General features: G+C 69.3%; 22 protein-coding genes. 15 read left to right on the top strand and 7 right to left on the bottom strand.

Translation table 11 applies throughout. The features are described 5' to 3' along the window. Window positions 1–66 precede the first annotated feature (66 nt). From rapZ to fdxA, 7 genes are all read left to right on the top strand, one after another. On the top strand, window positions 67–963 hold the full coding sequence (gene rapZ, locus M7H45_RS02030; RefSeq protein ID WP_298214207.1) for an RNase adapter RapZ: 897 nt from the start codon (window positions 67–69) through the stop codon (window positions 961–963). Window positions 964–973: 10 nt separating this feature from the next. Continuing rightward, window positions 974–1396 (top strand): PTS sugar transporter subunit IIA, encoded by a 423-nt coding sequence (locus tag M7H45_RS02025; protein ID WP_298214205.1) that lies wholly within the window; start codon window positions 974–976, stop codon window positions 1394–1396. Between the two features lies 1 nt (window position 1397). Then, entirely contained in the window at window positions 1398–1679 is a 282-nt protein-coding gene (locus tag M7H45_RS02020) for an HPr family phosphocarrier protein (protein WP_298214203.1), read from the top strand. Continuing rightward, window positions 1666–3453 carry a phosphoenolpyruvate--protein phosphotransferase gene (gene ptsP / locus M7H45_RS02015; RefSeq protein WP_298214201.1) on the top strand — a complete coding sequence of 596 codons (1788 nt, stop codon included), beginning with the start codon at window positions 1666–1668 and terminating at the stop codon, window positions 3451–3453. The genes M7H45_RS02020 and ptsP overlap by 14 nt, the downstream gene beginning before the upstream one ends. Before the next feature lie 42 nt (window positions 3454–3495). After that, window positions 3496–6018: a helicase-related protein gene (locus M7H45_RS02010; protein ID WP_298214199.1), complete on the top strand. Its 2523-nt coding sequence runs from the start codon at window positions 3496–3498 to the stop codon at window positions 6016–6018. Further along, complete coding sequence (locus M7H45_RS02005; RefSeq protein ID WP_298214198.1) at window positions 6019–6288, top strand: RNA-binding S4 domain-containing protein; 270 nt, start codon at window positions 6019–6021, stop codon at window positions 6286–6288. 103 nt (window positions 6289–6391) lie between these two features. Beyond that, window positions 6392–6724 carry a ferredoxin FdxA gene (fdxA, locus tag M7H45_RS02000; RefSeq protein ID WP_298214196.1) on the top strand — a complete coding sequence of 111 codons (333 nt, stop codon included), beginning with the start codon at window positions 6392–6394 and terminating at the stop codon, window positions 6722–6724. Between the two features lie 109 nt (window positions 6725–6833). Here fdxA and M7H45_RS01995 read toward each other — a convergent pair whose 3' ends face one another. Genes M7H45_RS01995 through M7H45_RS01980 form a run of 4 tightly spaced genes read right to left on the bottom strand, consistent with a single transcriptional unit; the run spans window position 6834 to window position 9776 of the window. Next, window positions 6834–7562 carry a lipid-binding SYLF domain-containing protein gene (locus tag M7H45_RS01995; protein ID WP_298214194.1) on the bottom strand — a complete coding sequence of 243 codons (729 nt, stop codon included), beginning with the start codon at window positions 7560–7562 and terminating at the stop codon, window positions 6834–6836. Then, window positions 7559–8245, bottom strand: a complete 687-nt coding sequence (locus tag M7H45_RS01990) for a histidine phosphatase family protein (RefSeq protein WP_298214192.1) — start codon at window positions 8243–8245, stop codon at window positions 7559–7561. Before M7H45_RS01990 ends, M7H45_RS01995 begins: the two co-directional genes overlap by 4 nt. A 2-nt stretch (window positions 8246–8247) precedes the next feature. Further along, window positions 8248–9051, bottom strand: a complete 804-nt coding sequence (locus M7H45_RS01985; RefSeq protein WP_298214190.1) for an ABC transporter permease — start codon at window positions 9049–9051, stop codon at window positions 8248–8250. Then, complete coding sequence (locus M7H45_RS01980; protein WP_298214188.1) at window positions 9048–9776, bottom strand: ABC transporter ATP-binding protein; 729 nt, start codon at window positions 9774–9776, stop codon at window positions 9048–9050. The genes M7H45_RS01985 and M7H45_RS01980 overlap by 4 nt, the downstream gene beginning before the upstream one ends. Window positions 9777–9856: 80 nt before the next feature. Here M7H45_RS01980 and hemW point away from each other — a divergent pair, with 80 nt between their 5' ends. From hemW to M7H45_RS01960, 4 genes are read left to right on the top strand one after another with little or no spacing between them, the layout of a single operon-like run. Beyond that, window positions 9857–11005 (top strand): radical SAM family heme chaperone HemW, encoded by a 1149-nt coding sequence (hemW, locus tag M7H45_RS01975; protein ID WP_298214186.1) that lies wholly within the window; start codon window positions 9857–9859, stop codon window positions 11003–11005. A 28-nt stretch (window positions 11006–11033) separates the two neighbouring features. Next, window positions 11034–12428 (top strand): threonine synthase, encoded by a 1395-nt coding sequence (gene thrC / locus M7H45_RS01970; RefSeq protein ID WP_298214184.1) that lies wholly within the window; start codon window positions 11034–11036, stop codon window positions 12426–12428. Between the two features lies 1 nt (window position 12429). Then, window positions 12430–13695 carry a pitrilysin family protein gene (locus M7H45_RS01965; protein ID WP_298214182.1) on the top strand — a complete coding sequence of 422 codons (1266 nt, stop codon included), beginning with the start codon at window positions 12430–12432 and terminating at the stop codon, window positions 13693–13695. After that, entirely contained in the window at window positions 13692–14996 is a 1305-nt protein-coding gene (locus tag M7H45_RS01960; protein WP_298214181.1) for a TldD/PmbA family protein, read from the top strand. Before M7H45_RS01965 ends, M7H45_RS01960 begins: the two co-directional genes overlap by 4 nt. Before the next feature lie 208 nt (window positions 14997–15204). Here the strand turns inward: M7H45_RS01960 and M7H45_RS01955 are convergent, their stop codons facing one another. Then, window positions 15205–16089, bottom strand: a complete 885-nt coding sequence (locus M7H45_RS01955; protein ID WP_298214179.1) for an AEC family transporter — start codon at window positions 16087–16089, stop codon at window positions 15205–15207. Window positions 16090–16236: 147 nt separating this feature from the next. Here M7H45_RS01955 and M7H45_RS01950 point away from each other — a divergent pair, with 147 nt between their 5' ends. From M7H45_RS01950 to M7H45_RS01940, 3 genes are all read left to right on the top strand, one after another. Continuing rightward, window positions 16237–17031, top strand: coding sequence for a 1,6-dihydroxycyclohexa-2,4-diene-1-carboxylate dehydrogenase (locus M7H45_RS01950; RefSeq protein ID WP_298214177.1), 795 nt, complete (start codon window positions 16237–16239; stop codon window positions 17029–17031). 80 nt (window positions 17032–17111) lie between these two features. Beyond that, the gene (locus M7H45_RS01945; RefSeq protein WP_298214175.1) at window positions 17112–18359 is read left to right on the top strand and encodes a benzoate/H(+) symporter BenE family transporter; all 1248 of its coding nucleotides are present in this window, start codon (window positions 17112–17114) and stop codon (window positions 18357–18359) included. Between the two features lie 68 nt (window positions 18360–18427). Next, the gene (locus M7H45_RS01940) at window positions 18428–19615 is read left to right on the top strand and encodes a serine hydrolase (RefSeq protein ID WP_298214174.1); all 1188 of its coding nucleotides are present in this window, start codon (window positions 18428–18430) and stop codon (window positions 19613–19615) included. A gap of 5 nt (window positions 19616–19620) precedes the next feature. Here the strand turns inward: M7H45_RS01940 and M7H45_RS01935 are convergent, their stop codons facing one another. Further along, complete coding sequence (locus M7H45_RS01935; protein WP_298214172.1) at window positions 19621–20082, bottom strand: Lrp/AsnC family transcriptional regulator; 462 nt, start codon at window positions 20080–20082, stop codon at window positions 19621–19623. 143 nt (window positions 20083–20225) lie between these two features. Here M7H45_RS01935 and ald point away from each other — a divergent pair, with 143 nt between their 5' ends. Next, window positions 20226–21344, top strand: coding sequence for an alanine dehydrogenase (ald, locus tag M7H45_RS01930; protein WP_298214166.1), 1119 nt, complete (start codon window positions 20226–20228; stop codon window positions 21342–21344). 10 nt (window positions 21345–21354) lie between these two features. Here ald and M7H45_RS01925 read toward each other — a convergent pair. After that, a partial coding sequence (locus M7H45_RS01925; protein WP_298214164.1) for a hypothetical protein occupies window positions 21355–22845 on the bottom strand: 1491 nt, incomplete at its 5' end.

Here is a 22845-nt window from a genome sequence, read left to right as displayed (position 1 = left end):
GCGGGCGGCCCTGGCGCTGGAGGCGGCGTGCGGGCGCGTCGCCTCCGTGGCGGGCGCCCTCGCGCCATGAACGGTTCGTCCGCCAAGGTGCAGATCGTGCTGGTCACCGGCCTCTCCGGCGCGGGCAAGAACTCCATGCTGCGCGCCCTGGAGGATTTCGGCTTCGAGACCGTGGACAACCCGCCCCTGGAGGCGCTGGAGACCCTGACCCGCGCGGCCGCCCGCAACCTCGCCATCGGGGTGGACGCGCGCTCGCGCGGGTTCTCCCCCGCCTCGGTGCTCAAGGCCCTGGAGCGGCTGCGCGCCGAGGAGCGGCTGGAGCCTTCCCTGGTGTATATGACGGCGAGCGATGAGGTTCTGCTGCGGCGCTACTCGGAAACCCGCCGCCGCCACCCGTTGGCCCAGACGGGGGTGATCAGCGAGGGCATCGCGCTGGAGCGCGAGATCACCGCCCCGCTCGCCCGCGCGGCGGATTGGCTCATCGACAGCTCCGCCCTGCCCTTGCCCCGCCTGCGCGCCATGGCCGAGCATCGTTACGGCGCCCACGCCCCCGGCCTCGCCATCACCCTCATTTCCTTTTCCTATGCCGCTGGCCTGCCGGCGGAAGCAGATCTGGTTTTCGATGCGCGCTTCTTAAAAAACCCGCATTACGAGCCAAATCTTCGTCACCTCTCGGGGCTCGACCCGGAAGTTGCGAGTTTTATCGAGCGCGACCCTGATTTTACAACATATTTCGAAAAAATACGCGATCTGGCCGAATTTTTGCTGCCAAGATTCGTGCAGGAGGGAAAGAAATATGTCACACTCTGTATCGGATGCACCGGTGGTCAGCACAGATCGGTTTACATGATAGAAAAATTGAGCACCCATCTCACTCAGGCGGGGTGGCGCGTCGGCGTCACGCATCGGGAGGCCGCCAAATTCATCAATCCCCCCAACAGGTCGGCGCCGGGAAAGGGCTGAGGCAAAATATATGATCGGCCTTGTTCTCGTCACCCATGGCACGCTGGCCCTGGCGCTGCGCGACGCCATGGAGCATGTCGTCGGCAAACAGAAAAACCTTGCCACCGTCTGTATCGAATCGGATGCCGCCTTCGAGGGCCAGCGGGCGGAGATCGCCCGCCGCATCGCAGAGGTCGATAGCGGCGATGGCGTCATCCTTCTCACCGACATGTTCGGCGGCACCCCCTCCAACCTCGCCATGTCCCTGGCCTCGCAGCCGAACATCGAGATTCTCGGCGGGGTGAACCTGCCCATGCTCATCAAGCTCGCCAAGATCCGCGGCCAGATGACCTTGCCGGAAACCGTGCGCACCGCCGAGGCGGCGGGCAAGAAATATATCTGCAACGGCCATGAGCTGCAGCAAACCCCGCCCTCCTGCAACGCGGCGGAATAGCATGGAAACGCCGGTGATCACCGCCGAGGTCGGCATTGTCAACCGGCGGGGGCTGCACGCCCGCGCCGCCGCCAAGCTGGTCACCCTGGCCGAGCAGTTCAGCGCTAATGTCGAGGTCGCGAAGGACGGCCAATCCGTCTCCGCCCGCTCGATCATGGGGCTGATGATGCTGGGGGCGGGGATGGGCAGCACGGTCACCCTGTCCGCCGAGGGGTTTGACGCCAGGGAAGCCCTCGACGCCATCACGGCGCTGATCGAGTCCGGCTTCCATGAAGCGGACTGAGGCGAAAGCCCCCGCGCAGGAGAGGCGGCTCACCGGCCATCCGGTCTCGCCCGGCATCGCCATCGGCCCGCTGCACGAGGCGGCGGAGACGGCGCTCACCATACCGGAGCGCCGGCTGGAGCCGGACGGCATCGCCGCCGAATTGGCGCGGCTGGAGGAGGCGGTGGCCCGCTCGCGCCACCAGCTGCAAAAACTAAAAGGCCGGCTTTCGGCCATGCCCGAGGGCAGCCAGGCGGAGCTCGCCCCGCTGCTCGACATGTATCTCCACATGCTGGGCTCCTCGCGGCTGCTGCGCCTGGTCAAGGCCCGGATCGAGCAGGACCGCCAATGCGCGGAGGCCGCCGTGCAGGCGGTGGCGGAGGCGCAGGCGGAGGCCATCCTCGCCCAGGCCGGGCCGGACCGCGCCGGGCGCCAGCGCCGCGCGGACGAGGTGCGGGAGGTGGCGCGGCGGCTGCTGCGCAACCTCACCCGCCAGCCTTTCCGCTCCTTCGAGGTTTTGCCCCAGGGGAGCATCCTGGCGGCGCGGGATCTGCGCCCCGCCGAGGCGGCGCTCATCAACCCCGCCCGTTTCGCCGGCATCGTCACCGCCGAGGGCGGGCTGGACGGCCATACGGCGGTGATGCTGCGCGCCCTCGGCCTGCCCGCCGTGCTGGGCGCGGCCCGGCTGTTCGACAAGGCGGAGCCCGGCTGCACCGTCATCGTCGATGGCGAGAGCGGCGAGATCATCCTCAACCCCGCCAAGGCGAGCCTGGAGGCGGCCCGCAGAAAGCTGGCGGCGCAAACCCGCGCCCGCCGCGCCCTGGCCCGGTTGCAGCACCTTCCCGCGCAGACGCGCTGCGGCGTGCAGGTGGATCTCCTCGCCAATCTCGAACTCCCCTTCGAATTGCCGATGATCGCCGAATCCGGCGCGCGCGGCATCGGCCTGCTGCGCTCGGAATTCATGTTCATGAACCGGGAGGACGTGCCGGACGAGGATACCCAGGCCCGCAGCTACCAGGACATCGTCGAGGCGATGGATGGCGAGACCGTGACGATCCGGCTGCTGGATTGGGGGTCGGACAAGGACGTCGAATCCCTTTCCGCCTATCTGCCGGAACATGCCGAGCCCAACCCGGCGCTCGGCCTGCGCGGCATCCGCCTGCTGCTCCACCACCCCAAGCTCCTGGAAACCCAGCTCGCCGCCATATTGCGCGCCGCCGCCGCCGGGCCGGTGCGGATTCTCGTGCCCATGGTCTCCGTGGCGGCGGAGATCACCGCCACGCGCGCGGCGCTGCGCCGGGTCTGGCGGCGGCTCCAGCGGCGGCGCAACCTCGACCTGCCGGAAAAACCGCCGCCGCTCGGCATCATGGTCGAGACGCCGGCGGCGGCCCTGGCCGCGCCGCGCCTGGCGCGGGAGGCGGATTTCTTCGCTCTCGGCACCAACGACCTCACCATGTACACCCTCGCGGCGGACCGGTCCCTGCCCGGCGAGGTCAGGCTCTACGACCCTTTGGAGCCGGCGGTGCTGCGGCTCATCCATCTCACCTGCAGCTTCGCGGCGGGGGCGGGCGTGCCGGTCTGCCTCTGCGGGGAGCTGGCGGGGCGGCCGGAGGCGGCGGCGCTGCTGCTCGGCCTCGGCGTCCGCCAGCTTTCCATGCACGGCCCCGCCGTGCCCCGCGTCAAGCGGGCCATCCGCGCCAGCACCCTCGTCTTCTGCGAGGAGCTGGCGGGTGAGGCGCTGGCCGCGCCGGACGCGGCGGCGGTGCGCGCCCTGCTCGCCCAGGCCGCCTTCTGAGGCGGCCTTGCAAAGCGGCCCCCGCCGCCTAAGCTTTGTTCCATGTCCGGATTTCTTCCCCGGGTGAAGGCCGTGCTCGGCCCCACCAATACCGGCAAGACGCATCTGGCCATGGAGCGTCTGCTGTCCCATTCCACCGGCATCATCGGTTTTCCCCTGCGCCTGCTGGCGCGGGAGAATTACGACCGCATGGTCAAGGCCAAGGGCATCCGCGCCGTGGCCCTCATCACCGGCGAGGAAAAGATCATCCCGCCCGGGGCGCGCTGGTTCGCCTGCACGGTGGAGGCGATGCCGCTCGACCGCAAGGTGGAATTCCTGGCGGTGGATGAGATCCAGCTTTGCGCCGACCCGGATCGCGGCCATGTCTTCACCGACCGTCTGCTCAATGCGCGCGGGCTGGTGGAGACGATGTTTCTCGGCTCGGACACTATCGCCCCCCTGCTGCGCCGGCTGGTCCCCGGCGTGGAGATCGAGACGCGCCCCCGCCTCTCCCAGCTCGCCTTCACCGGGGCGCAGAAACTCTCCCGCCTGCCCCCGCGCTCGGCCATCGTCGCCTTCTCCGCCGCCGAGGTCTACGCCATCGCCGAGGCGGTGCGGCGCCGGCGCGGCGGCTGCACGGTGGTGATGGGCCGGCTCAGCCCGCGCACCCGCAACGCCCAGGTGGCGCTCTACCAGGAGAAGGAGGTGGATTTCCTCGTCGCCACCGACGCGATCGGCATGGGCCTCAACATGGATGTCAACCATGTCGCCTTCGCGGGCATCCGCAAATTCGACGGCCGCCAGCCCCGCCCCCTCACCCCGGCCGAGGTCGCGCAGATCGCGGGCCGGGCCGGGCGCGGCATGCGCGACGGCACGTTCGGCACCACCGCCGAGTGCCCGCCGCTGGATGAGGATCTGGCGGCGCGGGTGGAGGCGCATGAATTCGACCCGCTCGACACGATCTTCTGGCGCAACGCGGCGCTGGATTTCGCCTCGGTCCCCGCCCTGCTCGCCAGCCTCACCGCCCCGCCCGCGCGCCCCGGCCTGGCCAGGGGCAACGAGGCGGCGGATGTGCAGACGCTGGAGGCCCTCGCCCGCGACGCGGAGATCATGCGCCGCGCCCACGGCCCCGCCGCCACCCGCCTGCTCTGGGAGGCCTGCCAGATCCCGGATTTCCGCAAGCTCGCCACAGACGGCCATGTCCGCCTCTGCGGGCGGGTGTTCACCCATCTCGTGGCGCAGGAGCGCCTGCCGGTGGATTGGGTGGCGAGCGAGATCGAGCATCTCGACCGGCTGGAGGGCGATATCGATACCCTCATGCAAAGGCTGACGGATGTGCGGGTTTGGGCTTATATCACCGCGCGGGCGGATTGGATGACGGACGCCGAGAGCTGGGCCATGCGCGCCCGGGCGGTGGAAGACCGGCTCTCCGATACGCTGCACGCGAAATTGATGGCACGATTCGTGGACAAGAGGGCGGCGCATTTGACGAGACGTTTGGAAGAGGCTGAAGCCGAGGAATTGCAGGCGGTGGTGGACGCCGCCGGCCGGGTGAGCGTGGAGGGCCATGGGGTCGGGCGGATCGAGGGCTTCCAGTTCCACCCCGACCCCGCCACCCAGGGTCCGGAGAAGAAGATCCTCCTGCGCGCCGCCCGCCGCGCCCTGGCCCAGGAGATGCCCCGGCGCATCCTCGCCGCCGAGACCGCGCCGGATGACGCGATCACCCTGGCGGATGACCGCGTCTTTCTCTGGGGCGGGGTGAAAATCGCCCGGCTGCGCAAGACCGAGATCTTCCTCAAGCCTGGCGTCGAGGTCCTGCATTCCGAGTTTCTCGACGGGCTGGCGCGCGAGCGTCTCCGCGCCCGCCTCGCCGCCTGGCTGGCGGCGGAGACGGAAAAGCGGCTGGGGCCGCTGCTCAAGGCCATGGAGAACCCGCCACCCGCCCTGCGCGGCATCGTCCACCGCCTCTCCGAATCCGGCGGGGTGCTGCCGCCCGAGCCCTTCACGCCGGAATTGCGCCAGGAGGCCAAGACGTTCGGCATCGATATGGGCCGCTTCGCCACCTACCTGCCCGCCGCTTTGAAGCCGGGGGCGGCGCGGCTGCGCGCCCTGTTCTGGGGCGTCTGGCATGGCCGCACCCCGCCGGAACTGCCCGCGCCGGGGCTGGTCTCGGCGCCCATGCCCGCCAATTGGGGGCCGGATTTCGCCCTGGCGATGGGCTGGGTCCCGGCCGGGGAGATCATGATCCGGCTCGACGTGGCGGAGCGGGTGGGGCGCGAGCTGCATTACCTCACCCGCAAGCATCAATGCCTGCTGCCGCCCAATATTGGCAGCCGCATGGGGCTGAGGCCGGAGCAGCTCGCCCCGGTGCTCAACCTGCTGGGCTTCAGGCTCTTCCCCGCCGGGCTGTTGGACGCCACCCATTACGGCCCGCCCGCCCCCGCCATGCTGGGGCGGCGCAAGGCGGAGCATCGCCAGCCCCGCCCCGCCTTGGCCCGCCAGCCCGCCGCGCCGCCGCCGCCCGTGGCGGTGGACGCGGATAATCCCTTCGCCGCGCTGGCGGCGCTGAAGATGGGACGGCGCTGAATGGCTGAGGCGGCGGCTTGGCTGCGCCTGGATAAATTCCTCGTCTTCGCCCGTTTCTGCAAAACCCGCGCGGTGGCGGAGGCGCTGGTGGCCCAAGGCGGGGTGCGCATCAACCGCCAGCCCACGGACAAGCTCCATGCCCGGCTGCGCCCCGGCGACGTGCTGACCTTGGCCTTGCCCCAGGGCGTTAAGGTGGTGGAGGTGCTGCTCCTGCCCGAGCGGCGGAGCAGCGCGCCCTTGGCGCAAAGCTGCTATCGCGAAATCCCCTGAGCCGCCCCGCCCGGCTTGCCTAATCACGCGCTCGCGCGCTTGCCTAATCACGCGCTCGCGCGCATAGGGAGGCCCAATTTTTACGTGCCTTCAGGAGTGCCCAATGACCTACGTGGTCACCGAAAACTGCATCAAATGCAAATACATGGATTGCGTCGAGGTCTGCCCGGTGGATTGTTTCTATGTCGGCGAGAATTTTCTCGTCATCAGCCCGGATGAGTGCATCGATTGCGGCGTGTGCGAGCCGGAATGCCCGGCCGAGGCCATCGTGCCGGATAGCGACGACCGCGCCGCCGCCTGGCTGGAGCGCAATACCGAGCTTTCGAAAATCTGGCCCAACATCACCCGCAAGGGCACGCCGCCCGCGGACGCGGATGAATGGAAGGACAAGCCCGGCAAGGCCGCCCTGCTCTCGCTGGAGCCCGGCCAGCCCTAGCCTTGTCGCGGCGAGCGGTTGTAAGGCCCCAAGGCAACATCCAATCAAATGAAATCATTTGCCTGGATGAGGCTGCTCGCCCTGAAACTCATGTTTCCGGGCCGCGCCGTTACGGGGTGCGGGAGGGGGCGGGCGCGGGCGGCGGCGGCACGGGGGGCGCGGGCGGCGCGCCATAGCGCTGCAAGGTCTGGCGCAGCGGCGTCGCCCCCGGATTGCTGCCCATGCCGTTGACGACGATCTGCCGGGCGTCGAGCTGCTGGCCGTAATATTGCTGCTCGGCCCCGGAATCGTTGGAGAGAATGGTTCCGGAGAGCGAGACCCCGCCATAGAGCCCCTGGCTCTTGGAGAAGGTGATGATATCGGCGTTGGTGGCGGTGGACATGGCGCCGTTCACCCCCGCCCCCAGCGTCGCCACCGATATGCCCGCATCCGCGCCGATCTTAAACTGGGAATTGAGCAGCGCGTTCAGCCCGCCATTGGTCATGATGATCATCATCACCTCGGCGCTCTGCACGCCGATCTGCAGGCCGAAACTGCCGCTGCCCATGGAATAGAGGGCGGGGTTGGACCAGCCGCCATCGGCGGTGCGGGCGGAGAGCACGCAGCCGCCGCCCTCGCCGCCCACGAAGAACCCGGCGCGGAACACGTTGGGGCAGATCACCACCGCCTTGGCCTTGCGGAGAAAATCCTGGGCCTGGGAGCCTTGCGCGCCGCCCATCATATCCTCCAGCGCCAGGGTGGAACTATCCACCAGATGCTGGGTGCTGTCGGCCAGGGCCGGGGCGGCGGTGGCAAGGGTGGCGGCGGCCAGCCCCGCCACCAGTAAAAGACGGTTCATTCTATACACTCCTTGGTTCGCGGCGTTTCCTGAGCCGTCTGGGCGGCGGGGAGGGCCGTTCCGCCCAAAGCGGGCGAGACATGCTCGTTGACGGAGAGAACCCGCCAGCCGCGCGGGCCGCTTTCCAGCCGGGTCAGGGAGATATTATCGATTTGCAGGCACAATGCCTGGTGCGGGGTGAGGCCGAGCGCATGGGCGCAGGCGGCGCGGATCGCCCCGCCATGGCTGACGATCACGGTATCCTCGCCCGCAGCGGTCTCGCGCAGCGCCTCCAGCCCCGCCCCCACCCGGGTGATGAGCGCGGCGAAGCTCTCGCCGCCGGGCGGGGTTTCCGCCGCGTGCACCGGCCAGAAGGGGTGGCGCTCGTCATCCCCGCGCGAATCGAACCGGGCGATGGGCAGGCCCTGCCATTCGCCGAAATCCTGCTCGCTGAAGGCGGGGTTGATTTGCCGCTCCTGGGCGGGGTAGCCGGCGCGGATCAGGGCGTCGGCGGTGAGCTGGGTGCGGGTGAGCGGCGTGCAGACCAGCCGCGCCGGGCGGGGCAGCCGCGCCGCCAGGGCGGCGTAAGCCTCCGCCTGGGCCGCCATGGTGTCCAGGCAGATGGGCACGTCATCCGTGCCGTAGAGGCAGGTGAGCGAATCCGGATGAACCAGGGCGTGGCGGATGAGCCAGAAGCGATGCATGCTCACTCTCCAATCGAGATCAGCGCGCCGCGCACCCGGGCGCGGTGGAACTCCCCGGCGAACACGGCGCAGGCGGCGAGCGCCCATACCACGTTCAGCGCGGCGGCGGCGGTGAATTGCGCCCAATCCACCCGGGCGTGCAGCAGCAGGGCGCGCAGCCCCTCGAACACATGGGAGGCGGGCAAGGCCAGCGCCACCGGCTGCAGCCAGCCGGGCAGGCTGCTCACGGGGTAGAACACGCAGGCGAAGGGGGTGATGCCGAAGGCGATGGTCCAGGCCAGCGCCTCCGCCCCCGCGCCGTAGCGGAACAGCAGCGAGACGATGGCGAGCGCCACCCACCAGCCCATCACCAGCAGGTTGAGAAAAAACAGCACCATCACCGGGCCGGGCGCGAACAGATCATAATGGTAGAGGAGAAAGGCGATGATTATGGCGGGAAGCAGGCCGATCCATGTCCGGATCACGGAGACGGCGAGCAACGCGGCCACCAGCTCCGCCGGGCGCAGCGGGCTGACGAAGAGATGGCCGAGATTGCGCGACCAGATTTCCTCGAGAAAACTGAAGGTGACGCCGATCTGCGCGCGCAGCACGATCTCCCAGAGCAGCACGCCCGCGATCAGCGCCGTGCCGGTGAGCGCCGCCGGGCCGGCGTGAAACCCCTGGCTGAGGAAATTGGCGGTGAACCCCCAGATCAGCAATTCCAGCGTCGGCCAGTAGGCGATCTCCACCAGCCGGGGCCAGGAGCGCCGGTAGACGCAGACATGGCGGTACACCAGCCCCCAGATCCGCCGCGCCGCGCCGCTCACAGCGCCTCGTTGCGGGCGATGTGGAGAAACACCTCCTCCATATTGTCGCGCCCATAGCGGGCGATCAGCGCCGCCGGCGCGCCCCGGTCCGCGACCCGGCCCTGCTTCATCATCAGCACCTCGTCGCAAAGCCGCTCCACCTCCGCCATGTTGTGCGAGGCGAGCAGAATGGCGGCCCCGGTCTCGCGCCGGTACTCCTCCAGCGCGGTGCGGACGTAATCGCCCATATCGGGGTCGAGGCTGGCGGTCGGCTCGTCCAGCAGCAGCAGCTCCGGCTGGTTGAGAAAGGCCTTGGCCAGCGCGACCCGCGTCTTCTGCCCGGCGGAGAGGTCGCCCGCCGGACGGTCGAGCAGCCCGGCGAGGCGGAAGCGTTCCGCCAGCTCGCCGATCCGCCGCCCCAGCCGGGCGACGTTGTAGAGATGCCCGTAGACCTGGAGATTCTCCCGCACCGAGAGGCGGGCGGGCAGCGCGATATAGGGGGAGGAGAAATTCATCCGCGCCAGCGCGGCGAAGCGGTCGCGCGCCATGTCGTGGCCGAGGGCGAAAATCCGCCCGGCGCTGGGCAGCAGCATGCCGAGCAGCATGGAGATGGTGGTGGTCTTGCCCGCGCCATTGCCGCCGAGCAGGCCGAGAATCCGCCCCCGCGCCAGGGTGAAGGAGAGGTCATCCACCGCCAGCGCCTGGGGATAGCGCTTGACGAGATGTTCGACGCGCAGGGCTTCCATACGTCCCGCAGATAGGCGGGCGGAGGGGGTTTGCCAACCTGCGCTGGCCCCGCGCGGCGCGAGGGTCTATGCCGGGGCGCATGGAAGATCTGGCGCTCTATCTCCATTGGCCCTTCTGCCTGGCCAAATGCCCCTATTGCGATTTCAATTCCCATGTCCGCGAGGCCCTGCCCCAGGCGCGGATGCGCGAGGCGCTGGAGGCGGAGCTGGAATGGGAGGCGGCCCGGCTGGGGCCCAGGCGGGTCACCTCCATCTTTTTCGGCGGGGGCACGCCGAGCCTGATGGCGCCGGAGAGCGTGGCCGCGCTCATCGCCGCCGCCGGGCGGCTGTTCCGCCTCGACCCGGAGGCTGAGATCACGCTGGAGGCCAACCCGACCAGCGCCGAGGCGGGCCGCTTCGCCGCCTTTCGCGAGGCCGGGGTGAACCGCGTCTCCATCGGCGTGCAGAGTCTCGACGCGCCATCCCTGCGGTTTCTCGGCCGCCAGCACGGCCCGGAGCAGGCCATCGCCGCCATTCAATCAGCCAAATCTATCTTTCCGCGGCTTTCGTTCGATTTAATTTATGCTTTACCCGGCCAGACCCGCGCGGGCTGGCGGGAGGAGCTGCGCCGGGCGCTTGCCCTGGCGGCGGATCATCTCTCCCTCTACCAGCTCACCATCGAGGATGGCACGCGCTTCGCCAGCCTGCACGCGCGCGGCGCCTTCACCCTGCCGGATGAGGAGGAGGCCGAGGCGCTCTACGACATCACCGGCGAGGAGGCGGCGGCCCATGGGCTGGCGCGCTACGAGGTTTCCAACTACGCCCGGCCCGGCGGGGAGAGCCGCCACAACCTCGCCTATTGGCGCTATGGCGAGTATGCCGGGATCGGCCCCGGCGCGCATGGGCGGCTTTGCCTCGGCGGGCGGCGGCTCGCCACCACCCGCCACCGCTCGCCGGAAGCCTGGATGGAGCGGGTCGCCCGCCAGGGGCACGGCACCGCGCTGGAGGAGGAGATCCCCCCCGCCGACCGCGCCCGCGAGGCGCTGATCATGGGGTTGCGGCTGGCGGAGGGAATTTCCGCGCCGCGTTTCGCCGCCCGCACCGGCCTGGCGCTGGAGGAGGCGCTGGAGCCCGGGGCGCTGCGCGCCTGCCTGGCCGGGGGCGATCTCATCTATGAGGGCGGACGCCTCGCCGCGACGCCGCGCGGCCTCAAGCGGCTGGACGCATTGCTGCCCGCCCTGGCGCGATAGTATAGGCTGGGCTATTCAAGGATTTTCCATGCGTTACGTTTCGACGCGGGGCGCGGCCCCGGAACTGGATTTCGCCGGGGCGCTGCTGGCCGGGCTGGCCCGCGATGGCGGGCTCTATATGCCCGCCTGCTGGCCGCGCTTCTCCGCGGCGGAGTGGCGCAGCCTGCGCGGCCTGCCCTATGCGGAGCTGGCGGCGCGGGTCATCGCCCCCTTCGCGGCGGGCAGCATCGGCCAGGGGGAGCTGCTGGCCATGTGCCGGCGCGCCTATGCCGGGTTCAGCCACAAGGCGGTGACGCCGCTCGTCCAGCTCGACACCAATCTCCACGCTCTCGAATTGTTCCACGGCCCCACCCTCGCCTTCAAGGACATGGCGCTGCAACTGGTGGGCCATCTCTTCGAGCATGTGCTGGGCCAGCGGGGCGAGCGGGTGCGGATCGTCGGCGCCACCTCCGGCGATACCGGCTCGGCGGCCATCGCCGCGATGGCCGGGCGGCGCAATATCGACATCGCCATCCTCCACCCGGAGGGCCGCACCTCCGAGGTGCAGCGCCGCCAGATGACCACGGTGCGGGCGGATAACGTGCTCAACATCGCCATCGCCGGCAATTTCGACGATTGCCAGGATCTGGTGAAGGCGATGTTCGCCGACGAGCCGTTCCGGGCGGAGATGAACCTCTCCGCCGTCAACTCCATCAACTTCGCCCGCATCGCCGCGCAGATCCCTTATTACGCCTATGCCGCGCTCAATCTCGGCGCGCCGGAGCGCGAGATCGCCATCGCCGTGCCCACCGGCAATTTCGGCAATATCCTCGCCGCCTGGGCGGCGGGGCAAATGGGGCTGCCTGTCGCGCGCTTCATCGCCGCCTCCAACCGCAATGATATCCTCGCCCGCTTTCTCGCCGCCAACGATATGAGCGTGCGCCCGGTGGAACCGAGCCTCTCCCCCTCGATGGACATCGCCGTCAGCTCCAATTTCGAGCGGCTGCTCTATGAGTTTCTTGGCCGGGACGCGGCGCTGACCGCCCGCACCATGGCGGAGTTCCGCGCCAGCGGCAGAATGGCGGTGGCGGAGCCGGTCTGGCGGGCGATCCGCCGCCAGTTCCAGGGCTTCCGGCTAGATGACGCGGCGACACTGCGGGAGATCGCCCGCTTCCAGCAGGAAAGCGGCTATCTCGCCGATCCGCATAGCGTCATCGGCCTCGCCGCCGGGCGGGATTGCGCGCCGCTCGGCCTGCCCGTGGTGGCCGCCGCCACTGCCCACCCGGCGAAATTCCCGGAAGCCATCGAAAAAGCGGTGGGCTGCCGCCCGCCCCTGCCAAACCATCTCGCCGGCCTATATGACAGGGATGAAATCTATTCCCGCGCCCCCGCCGATTTGCAGGCGGTCGAAACGCTGGTGCGGAATTTCGTGAACAGGAATTGAAATGACCGAGCAGGTTGCCATCACCACCCTCCCCTCCGGCCTCACCGTGCTGACCGAGCGCATGGAGCGGGTGGAAACCGTCTCCCTCGGCGCCTATGTGGCGGCGGGCACCCGCCACGAGACCGCCGCCGAGAACGGCGTCGCCCATTTTCTCGAACACATGGCCTTCAAGGGCACCGAGACCCGCTCCGCCGCCGCCATCGCCGAGGCGATCGAGAGCGTCGGCGGCCATATCAACGCCTATACCTCGCGCGAGCAGACGGCCTATTACGTCAAGCTGCTGAAGGAGGACCTGGCGCTGGGGGCGGATATCATCGGCGATATTCTCTGCCACTCCACCTTCGAGCCGGAGGAGCTGGAGCGCGAGCGCGGCGTCATCCTCCAGGAGATCGGCCAGGCCAACGACACGCCGGACGACATCGTCTTCGACCATTTCCAGTCCGCCGCCTACCCGGCCCAGCCGATGGGCCGGCCGGTGCTGGGCACGGAGCCGATCATCCGCGCCATGAAGCGCGAGGCGCTGCCCGGCTTCATGCGCCTGCACTACACGCCGGACAACATGGTGGTGGCCGCCTGCGGCAATCTCCGCCACGAAGAGGTGGTGGCGCTGGCGGAGCGGCATTTCGCCGATCTGCCCCGCGCCGCGCGGGCGCGGCCGATGCCCGCCGACTACATGGGCGGCGAATACCGGGAGCTGCGCGATCTCGACCAGGCGCATATCGTGCTCGGCTTCGACGCGCCCGCCTATGGCGAGGCGGAGTATTACCCCGCCATGCTGCTCTCCACCCTGCTGGGCGGGGGCATGTCCTCGCGCCTGTTCCAGGAGGTGCGGGAGCGGCGCGGGCTGGTCTATTCCATCTACAGCTTCACCGCCCCCGCCCAGGATGGCGGGTTGTTCGGCATTTATGCGGGAACCGGCGAATCCGAGGCGGCGGAGATGATCCCGGTGACGCTGGAGGAATTGGCGAAGGTGCAGCGCGATGTGGGCGAGGAGGAGTTGCGCCGCGCGCGCGCCCAGCTGAAGGCGGGGCTGCTGATGAGCCTCGAATCCACCGGCAGCCGCTGCGAGCAGCTGGCCCGGCAATGGCAGGTCTTCGGGCGCGTGATCCCGGTGAGCGAGACGGTGGCGCGGATCGAGGCGGTGACGCGGGAGGATATCCAGGCCGCCGCCGCCCGTATCTTCCGCCGCAAGCCAACCCTGGCGACCATCGGCCCGGTGGGGCGCGTGCCGAAATTTTCCGCCATCATCGACCGGCTGGCGGCGTGAGCGCCCTGACGGAGGCCGCCGCCGCGCTGCTGGAGGCGGCCCGGCGCGCCGGGGCCGAGACGGCGGCGGTGGGGCTTTATCAGGGCGTCTCCCTCGGCGTGCAGCGCCGGCTCGGCAAGATCGAGGAGACCGAGCGCGCGGAGACGACCGAGCTTGGCCTGCGCGTGTTCGTGGGCCGCCGCGCCGCCGCCATCTCCGCCAATGAGGTGGATTTCGCCGCTTTCCCGCGCCTGGCCGAGCAAGCGGTGGCGATGGCGAAAGTGGTGCCGGAAGACCCGTATGACGAGATCCCCGAGGCGCCGCCGCCGCCCGACTCCGGGTTTCTCGACCTCGACGACCCCCGCGAGCCCGCCGCCGAAACGCTGATCGCCCGCGCCGCGGCGGCGGAGGAGGCGGCCCTGGCCGTGCCCGGCATCACCAATTCCGAGGGCGCCTCCGCCTCCTGGAGCCGCTATGTCTCGGTGCGGGCGACCAGCCGGGGCTTCATCGGCGAATATGCGCGCTCCACCCATGCCGTCTCGGTGACCGCCATCGCCGGGACGGGCACGCAGATGCAGCGCGATTACGATTTCTCCTCCGCCCTGCATGGCGAGGATCTGGCCGACGCCGCCCAGCTGGGCCGCGACGCCGCCGCCCGCGCCCTCGCCCGGCTGAACCCCCGCCGTCCGGCCACGGCCCGGCTGCCGGTGATCTACGCGCCGCGCGTGGCGGGCTCGCTGCTCGGCCATCTGGCCGGGGCGATCTCGGGCGCGGCCATCGCCCGCGGCACCTCTTTTTTGAAGGACGCGCTGGGGCAGAGCCTCTTCGCGGCGGGGGTGAACGTGGTTGACGACCCGCTGCGGGTGCGCGGCCTGCGCTCGCGCCCCTATGACGCCGAGGGGCAGACGGTGCGGCGGATGAATTTCATCGCCGGCGGGGTGCTGACCGATTGGGTGCTGGACACCCGCTCTGCCAACCAGCTCGGCCTCAAAAGCAACGGCCATGCGGGCGGGCTCACCAATTTTTATATGGAGCCGGGCCGCCTCACCCCCGCCGGGCTGATGGCCGATATCGGCGAGGGGCTGCTGGTGACGGAGCTGATCGGCATGGGGGTGAACGGCCTTACCGGCGATTATTCGCGCGGGGCGGCCGGGTTCATGATCCGCAATGGCGAGATCGCCGAGCCGGTGGCGGAATTCACCATCGCCGGCAATCTCAAGGAGATGTTCGCGCGCCTCACCCCGGCGGATGATCTGGAATTCAAGCGCGGTACCGACGCGCCCAGCCTGCGGGTGGAAGGGATGACGCTGGCCGGGGCGTGACGCTGGCCGGGGCGTGAGGCGGGGCTCGCGGATGGCGGCCACCACGGCGCGCCATCCGGCAGCCGGTCCTGGAGGTGGGGCCACGGCGCGCGACTGCCCCCACTTGCTAGCCGGATTCGGTTAAAGCCATGTTTAAAATATTCTGACGTTTGCTTAAAAACAGCCCTCATCTGCAATAGCAAAAAGCCCCGGCGCCGGCTGAGCCCCGCTATTTCAGCGTGAGCGCCAGGGCGATGGGCAGGAAGACCAGCCCCGCCATATTGCCGATGAGCACCATGGAAGCGACCTTCTCCGGCTCCTGGTTGTAGCGCTCGGCGAAGATGTAGTTGAGCACGGCGGGGGGAAGCGCTCCGAAGATGAGCAGCAGGGCGCGCTGCTGCGGCGGCAGGGGGATGAGCGCCAGCACCGCCCAGGCCAGCCCCATGCCCAGGGCCGGGCGCAGCACCGCCCCGAACACGCCGACCCCCACCGCGCGCAGCCGCGCCTCCGCCATCCGCGCGCCCAGGGCGAAGAGCATCAGCGGAATCGAGATGTCCCCCAGCATTTTGGCCGAGACGAGCAGAGGCGGCCAGAGATGGATGCCGGAGAAGGCGACGGCGAGACCGGCCGCGCCCGCCTGGATGGAGGGCGAGCGCCAGATGGCGGCGAAGCGCGCCTGCCGGTCGAGCAGCCAGGTGCCGAAGGAGAATTGCAGCGTGTTGGAGACGAGAAAGGTGATCACCGCCGCTCCCAGCGCCCCCTGGCCGAAGGCGAGCATGGCGACGGGCAGGCCGAGATTGCCGCAATTATTGAACATCATCGGCGGCACCAGGGTGCGCGGGTCCATGCGCAGCAGCCGGGCGATGAGCCAGGCGGCCACGCCGCAGCCGGCGATGACGAGGAAGGTATCCACCGCCAGGGCGGCGAAGCCATGCATGTGAAAATTCCGCCCCGCCAGGACGCTGAACACCAAAGCCGGGGTGAATACATCCATATTGAGCCGGTTGGCGGCGGTGAGATCCGGCCGCAGCCGCCGCCCGCTGATATAGCCGATGGCGCTGATGGCGAAGAGGGGAAACAGAACGGCGAGGATGTGGCTGAGGATGGGCGGCATGATGTCCCGGCGGTGAGGCTTCCCGCGCTTTAGCCGGTTTCGCCCGCGCCAGAAACCGCGGGGGCCGCCGCCAGCGGGATTGGCGCGCGCCGGAGCCTGGCTTTATGCTGGCGCCATGTTCGATCTCACCAAACCGGAGCCGCCGGCGTGACGGCGCCCTTCTGGCCGGGGCGCTTCGCCGGCAAAACCGCCGTGGTGACCGGCGCGGCCCAGGGGATCGGCCGGCGCACGGCGCTGCGCCTGGCGCAGGAGGGCGCGGCGCTGGCCCTCGCCGACCGGTCGCCGCTGGTGGAGGAGGTGCGCGAGGAGATTCGCGGCCTCGGCGGCGAGGCGATCACCGTGCAGGCGGATCTGGAGCATCATGCCGGGGCGGAGACGGTGATGCGGGCGGTGGAGACGCAATTCGGGCGGCTGGACGTGCTGGTCAATAATGTCGGCGGCACGATCTGGGCCAAGCCCTATGGCGCCTATACGCCCGCGCAGATCGAGGCGGAAATCCGCCGCTCGCTCTTTCCCACCCTGTGGGGCTGCCATGCGGCGCTGCCGCTGCTGCTGGCGGGCGGCGGGGGCGCCATCGTCAACATCTCCTCCACCGCCACGCGCGGGCTGATGCGCGTGCCCTATGGCGCGGCCAAGGGCGGGGTGAACGCGCTGACCGTCAACCTCGCCTGGGAATATGCCGAGCAGGGCATCCGGGTGAACGCGGTGGCCCCCGGCGGCACGGAGGCGCCGCCGCGCCGGATTCCCCGCAACGAGGCGGCGCCGGACGCGCAGGAGACGCGCTGGTACCAGCAATTGATCGACCAGACCCTGCGCTCCAGCCTGATGCGCCGCTACGGCACGCTGGACGAGCAGGTCGCCGCCATTCTGTTCCTGGCCTCGGACGAGGCCTCCTATATCACCGGCATCGTGCTGCCCGTGGCGGGGGGCGACAGAGGCTGAAAGCGCTCCGCCCGGGCTTGCCAGCGCCGCGCCCGGCTGCGAATCTCCCCGGCGCGACCATCAAGAACCGGGGGGAGTTGATGTTTCTATCCCGCGTCGAGCGCCCGGAGGCGCCGCCGCCGAGCCTTGCCCGCATGCGGGCGGATTTCGGGCCCACCTATATCGCGCATGGCTTCATCGGCTGGCTGTTCGCCGCCACCGGCCCGGTCGCGATCATCCTCACCGTCGGGCTGCATGGGGGGCTGAGCGAGGCTGAGCTTTCGACCTGGATTTTCGGCGTGTTTTTCGTCAACGGGCTGATCACGCTTCTGTTCTCCTGGGCTTATGCGCGCCCCCTCGCCTTTTTCTGGACGATACCGGGCACGGTGCTGGTGGGGCCGGCGCTTGGTCATCTCGGCTTGGCCGCGGTGACCGGGGCGTATTACGCGGCCGGGCTGCTCACCATTCTGCTCGGGGCGACGGGCTGGGTGAAGCGGCTGACGCAAGCGGTGCCGCTGCCGATCGTGATGGGCATGGTGGCCGGGGTGTTCCTGCGCTTCGGCCTGGATCTGATCCATGCGGTGCGGATGGATGCGCTCCTCGCCGGGCCGATGGTCGCCGCCTGGATCGCGCTCACCGCCCTGCCCCGCCTCGGCGCCATTCTGCCGCCGATCATCGGCGCGCTCATCGCCGGGGCGCTGGCCGCCCTGGCGCTCGGGCGGTTCGACCTCGCCGCCTTGTCCGGTGGCGCCTGGCTGGCGCATCCGGTCTTGCAGGCCCCGGCATGGTCCTGGCCCGCCATGCTGGATCTGGTCATCCCCCTGCTCATCACCGTGCTGGTGGTGCAGAACGCCCAGGGTTTCGCGGTGCTGAAGGCCGCCGGGCACGAGGCGCCGGTGGACGCGGTGACCCTGGCCTGCGGGGTGGGCGCGGTGCTGAGCGCGGGGCTGGGGGCGGTGAGCACCTGCCTGGCGGGACCGACCAACGCCATTCTCATCTCCGCCGGGGAACGCCGCCGCCAATATACGGCGGGCCTCACCACCGGGCTGCTCTCCCTCGGCTTTGGCCTATTCGCCCCTGGCTTCACCCGCTTCATGCTGGCCGCGCCCAAGAGTTTCATCGCCGCGCTGGCGGGGCTGGCAATGCTGCGCGTGCTGCAAAACGCCTTCTCCGGCGCTTTCAAGGCCCGCTTCTCGCTCGGCGCGCTCGTCACCTTTCTCATCACCGTCTCCGATATCAGCCTGCTCAATATCGGCGCGGCGTTCTGGGGGCTGACCGGCGGCGTTCTGGTCTCCTGGCTGCTGGAACAGGGAGATTTCCAGGCGCTGATCGCCGGGGAGCGGGTTTGAGGCGCTCATGAGGATTGTTCCATATACGGAAAATGCTTAGAGTGAGCGGCAATAAGCCGGAGGAAAACATGTCCGATACGCTCAAAAACTCGCTCGATGCCGTCCTCTCCCGTGTCACCGGCGGGGCGGGGCGCGTGCCCGGCGTGGTGGCCATGATCACCAGCCGGGACGCCAATATCTACGAGGGCGCGGCGGGGGAGCGCCTGCTGGGCGGCGGCGCCCCCATGACCACCGACAGCGTCTTCGCCATCTTCTCGACCACCAAGGCCATCACCGGCGCCGCCGTGCTGCAATGCGTGGAGGAAGGGCTGCTCGACCTCGACGCTCCCGCCAAAACCTATGCGCCGGAGATCGGCAGCTTGCAGGTGCTGGAGGGGTTCGACCCCGCCGGCGCGCCGCGCCTGCGCCCGCCCCGGCGCGAGATCACCACCCGCATGCTGATGATGCACACGGCGGGGTTCGGCTATGATTTCTTCAACGAGAATTACCTGCGGCTGGCGCAGGAGCACGGCCAGCCGAGCGTGACCACGGCGAGCAAGGCCGCGCTGATGACGCCCCTGCTCTTCGACCCGGATGAGAAATGGGAATACGGCACCAGCATGGATTGGGCGGGGCAGGTGGTGGAGCGCATCCGCGGCAAACGCCTGGGCGAGGTGTTCCGGGAGCGCATCTTCGCGCCGCTCGGCATCACCGAGGCCGGTTTCACCCTCACCCCCGCCATGCGCGCCCGGCTCGCCGGGATGCACGCGCGCAATGCCGACGGCTCGCTCACCCCGATGCCCGATTTCGCGCTTCCCGCCGAGCCGGAGGTGGATATGGGCGGCCATGGCCTCTACGCCACGGTGGGCGAGTACATGAAGTTCATCCGCATGTGGCTGAATGAGGGGGCGGGGCCGCAAGGACGGGTTCTGCGGCCCGAGACCGTGGCGGCGGCGCTGCGCAGCGGGCTGAAGAGCCACCAGCAGATCGGCATGCTGCCGGGCGTCATCCCCTCCCTCTCCAATGACGCCGATTTCTTCCCCGGGCTCAAGAAATCCTGGGGCTACAGCTTCCTGATCAATGAGGAGGAGGCGCCCACCGGCCGCCCGGCCGGGGCGGTGGGCTGGGCCGGGCTCGCCAATCTGTTCTACTGGATCGACGTGAAGACCGGGGTGGGCGGTTATTGGGCCACCCAGATTCTGCCCTTTGGCGACGCCACCTCCTTCACCGGGTATCTCGATTTCGAAAGCGCGGTCTACCGGCATCTCGCGGGCTGAACCGCCTATAGCGGCAGGCTGGCGGTGCGTTTGACCGTGCGCAAGGTCAGCGTGGATTGCACCCGCCTGATGCCGGGCAGGCGGGTGAGAACCTCGGAATGCAGGCGCTCGAGATCCTCCGCCCCGTCATAGACCACGCGCAGCAGATAATCCGCCTGGCCCGCGAGCAGATAACATTCCTGCACCTGCGGGATCAGCTTGACCCGCGCCTCGAAGGCGTCCAGCTGCCGGCGGTCCTGGCCCTCAAGCGTGATGAACATATAGGCGGTGCCGGGAAAGCCCGCCGCCTTCTGGTCCAGCACCAGATGGGTGCCGGAGACCAGCTTGCTCTCCAGCAGCAGATGCAGCCGCCTGAGGCAGGCCGAGGGGGAGAGATTGACCTTGGCCGCCAGCTCCGCATTGGAGAGCCGCCCATCCTGCTGGAGGGCGTTGAGGATCTTACGGTCGGTGGCATCCAGCGCGGGCATGCAATTTTATGCGAGTGTTCCAGCTTTCCGGCGCATTTATATGCGATTTTTCAGCGGCGCCACCCTCGTTTTCGTAAAAAATCAGGCCAAGCCAGGGATATCATTACAAAATTAGGCGATCAGCCAGTTAGGAGGAGAACGGGATGCGTATCGGCGTGCCAAGAGAGATCAAGGATCATGAGGACCGCGTCGGCATGGTGCCGGGGGCGGTGCACGAGCTGGTGGCCAAGGGCCATGAGGTGCTGGTGGAGCATGACGCGGGCCGGAATATCGGCCTGACGGACGCGGATTACGTCGCGGCGGGGGCGAAGATCGCGCCGGATGCCGACACCGTCTGGAGCCAGGCGGAGATGATTGTGAAAGTGAAGGAGCCGCTGGCGGTGGAGCGCAAGAAGCTGCGCCGTGGCCAGGTGCTGTTCACCTATCTGCATCTCGCGCCCGACCCGGAGCAGGCGAGGGATCTCATCGCCTCCGGCGCCACCTGCATCGCCTATGAAACCGTGACCAGCCCGGCGGGCACCCTGCCCTTGCTGCAGCCCATGTCCGAGGTGGCGGGGCGCATGTCCGTGCAGGTGGGCGCGCAATATCTGGAAAACGCCTATGGCGGCCCCGGCATGCTGCTGGGCGGCGTGGCGGGGGTGGCCCCGGCCAATGTCGTGATCCTGGGCGGCGGCGTCTCCGGCACCAACGCGACGCTGATGGCGGTGGGGCTGGGCGCGGATGTCACGGTGGTGGATCGCTCGCCGGATGTGCTGCGCCGGCTCATCGCCACCTTCGGCACGCGGGTGAAGACCGCCTTTTCCACCCGCGACATGGTGGGCCGGCTGGTGGCCACCGCCGATCTCGTCATCGGCACGGTGCTGATCCCCGGCGCCGCCGCGCCGAAGCTGGTGACGCGGGCGATGCTGAAGACGATGCGGCCGGGCTCGGTGATCGTGGACGTGGCGATCGACCAGGGCGGCTGCACGGAAACCTCCCGCCCCACCACCCATACCGAGCCCACCTATGTGGTGGAGGGCGTCACCCATTATTGCGTGGCGAACATGCCGGGCGGGGTGGCGCGCACCTCCACCTTCGCGCTCGGCAACGCCACCCTGCCCTATATCGTGGCGCTCGCGGATAAGGGCTGGCGGAAGGCGCTGGCGGAGGACAAGCATCTGCGCGACGGGCTGAACGTGCATGACGGCGCCATCACCCATCCGGCGGTGGCGGCGGCGCTCAACCTGCCGCTGCGCCCGGCGGAGGAGGCGCTGGCGGGGTAGCGCGACGACATCAGAAACCGAACATATGGTCGAGGGAGAAGCCGCCCGCCGGGTCGCGCAGGCCGTGGAAGCCGAATAGCCGGCAGGTGGTGTCCCGCACCAGCACATAGCCCGCCTCCCCCGCCGCGCGCAGCGCCGCGGCGGAGAAATGCGCCGCCGGGGTGACGAGCCGCGAGCCGGAGCAGGGAATGCGAAGCCGGGCGGTTTCGAGGATGCCGCCCCCGGCGTCGTGCAGTTCGAGCGCGGTGTCCGAGCTGGCCGCCCAGGGGGCGGAGGCCGGGTAGATCAGCACACAGAAACTCTCCCGCCCGCCGAAGCCGAGCTTGAGGAACAGCCGGGTGGAAAGCCCGGGCGGGCGGCCCGTATAGCTCTGCGGCTCGTTTTTATAGGTCATCAGCGTGTTGAAGATATGGGCGCCGAAGCTGCTCTCCGCCGCGTGGCCGCTGGCGCGATCCTCGAAGCGGAACAGCGCGTGCAGCCAGCCATCCGCCGCGCCGCCCGCGCGGAAATCATAGACGAGCTCGGCATGGCCGCCCGCCGCCAGGGCCGAGGCGGGCAGCAGGGCGTCGAGATCCACGGCGCAGCGATGATCCCGCTTCAGGTCGCCGAGAAAATGCCCGGCCAGCCTCTCCCCGTCGGGGGTGAAGATATCGAGGCGCAGGGGCAGGCTGGTCTGCGCCTCGGCCATCGGCGTCGGCAGGGCGATGGTGCGGTAGCGCCCGCGCGGCAGAACCGGGAAGGGCAGGAGAAAGCCGCGCCCCAGCGCGGGGTGCAGGGTTTCGAGGCCGGGATCGGGGGCGAGATCGGCGCGCTCGACATTGACATGGGCGATGCGGGTGCGGCCCTCCCGCACCACCTCGTAGCGCGGGCGCACCACGTGCCGCCCGGCCCGGACCTCAAGCTGGGCGGGCCAGCGCAGATCTGGAAACAATTCAGCCACGTCCAGGGCGCGGGTGGCGAAGGGGGGGATCTCCGCCGCCAGCGGGCGGGGCGCGTCCTCGCCCATGCGGTCGAGGCTGATCCCTCCGGCGGGGATGGGCACGGCGTGGCTGTTCTGCACCCAGAGGATGACGCGCTCATCCTCGCGCGGGGCGGGCAGCCCGGCGAAGCGCGCCGAGGGCCAGGCATTGGCGTCATGCGTGCAGGACAGCGAGGCCCCGTTATCCGTGGCGAAGGTATCCAGCGCATATTTCACCACATCATGCCCCGCGACACCGATGGCATGGATGAACAACTGCCCGGTGAAAGGCTTCAGGCCAAAGCGCGCGCGCAGCTCGCGGCTGTCCAGCACGTGGCCGCCAGTGCCGGCGGGGGCATTCTGCGCCCATTCCGCCAGAACCTGCCCGCCCTGGCCGAAGAGGATATGCTGGAACAGCACCTCCTGCGCGCCATAGCCCGCCCAGTAATTGGCGGTGGTCAGGCGCGTGGCGAAGCGGTCGTCATCGCGGAAGAAAACGTAGTTGGTGGCGAAATTCCGCGCCTCCAGATAGCGCCCCGGTAC

Origin of the sequence: Acidocella sp. (assembly GCF_027352905.1) — a bacterium.
Lineage (GTDB): Bacteria > Pseudomonadota > Alphaproteobacteria > Acetobacterales > Acetobacteraceae > Acidocella.
The sequence above is the reverse complement of the archived record's forward strand: the minus strand, read 5'-3'. Positions and strand labels throughout refer to the sequence as shown.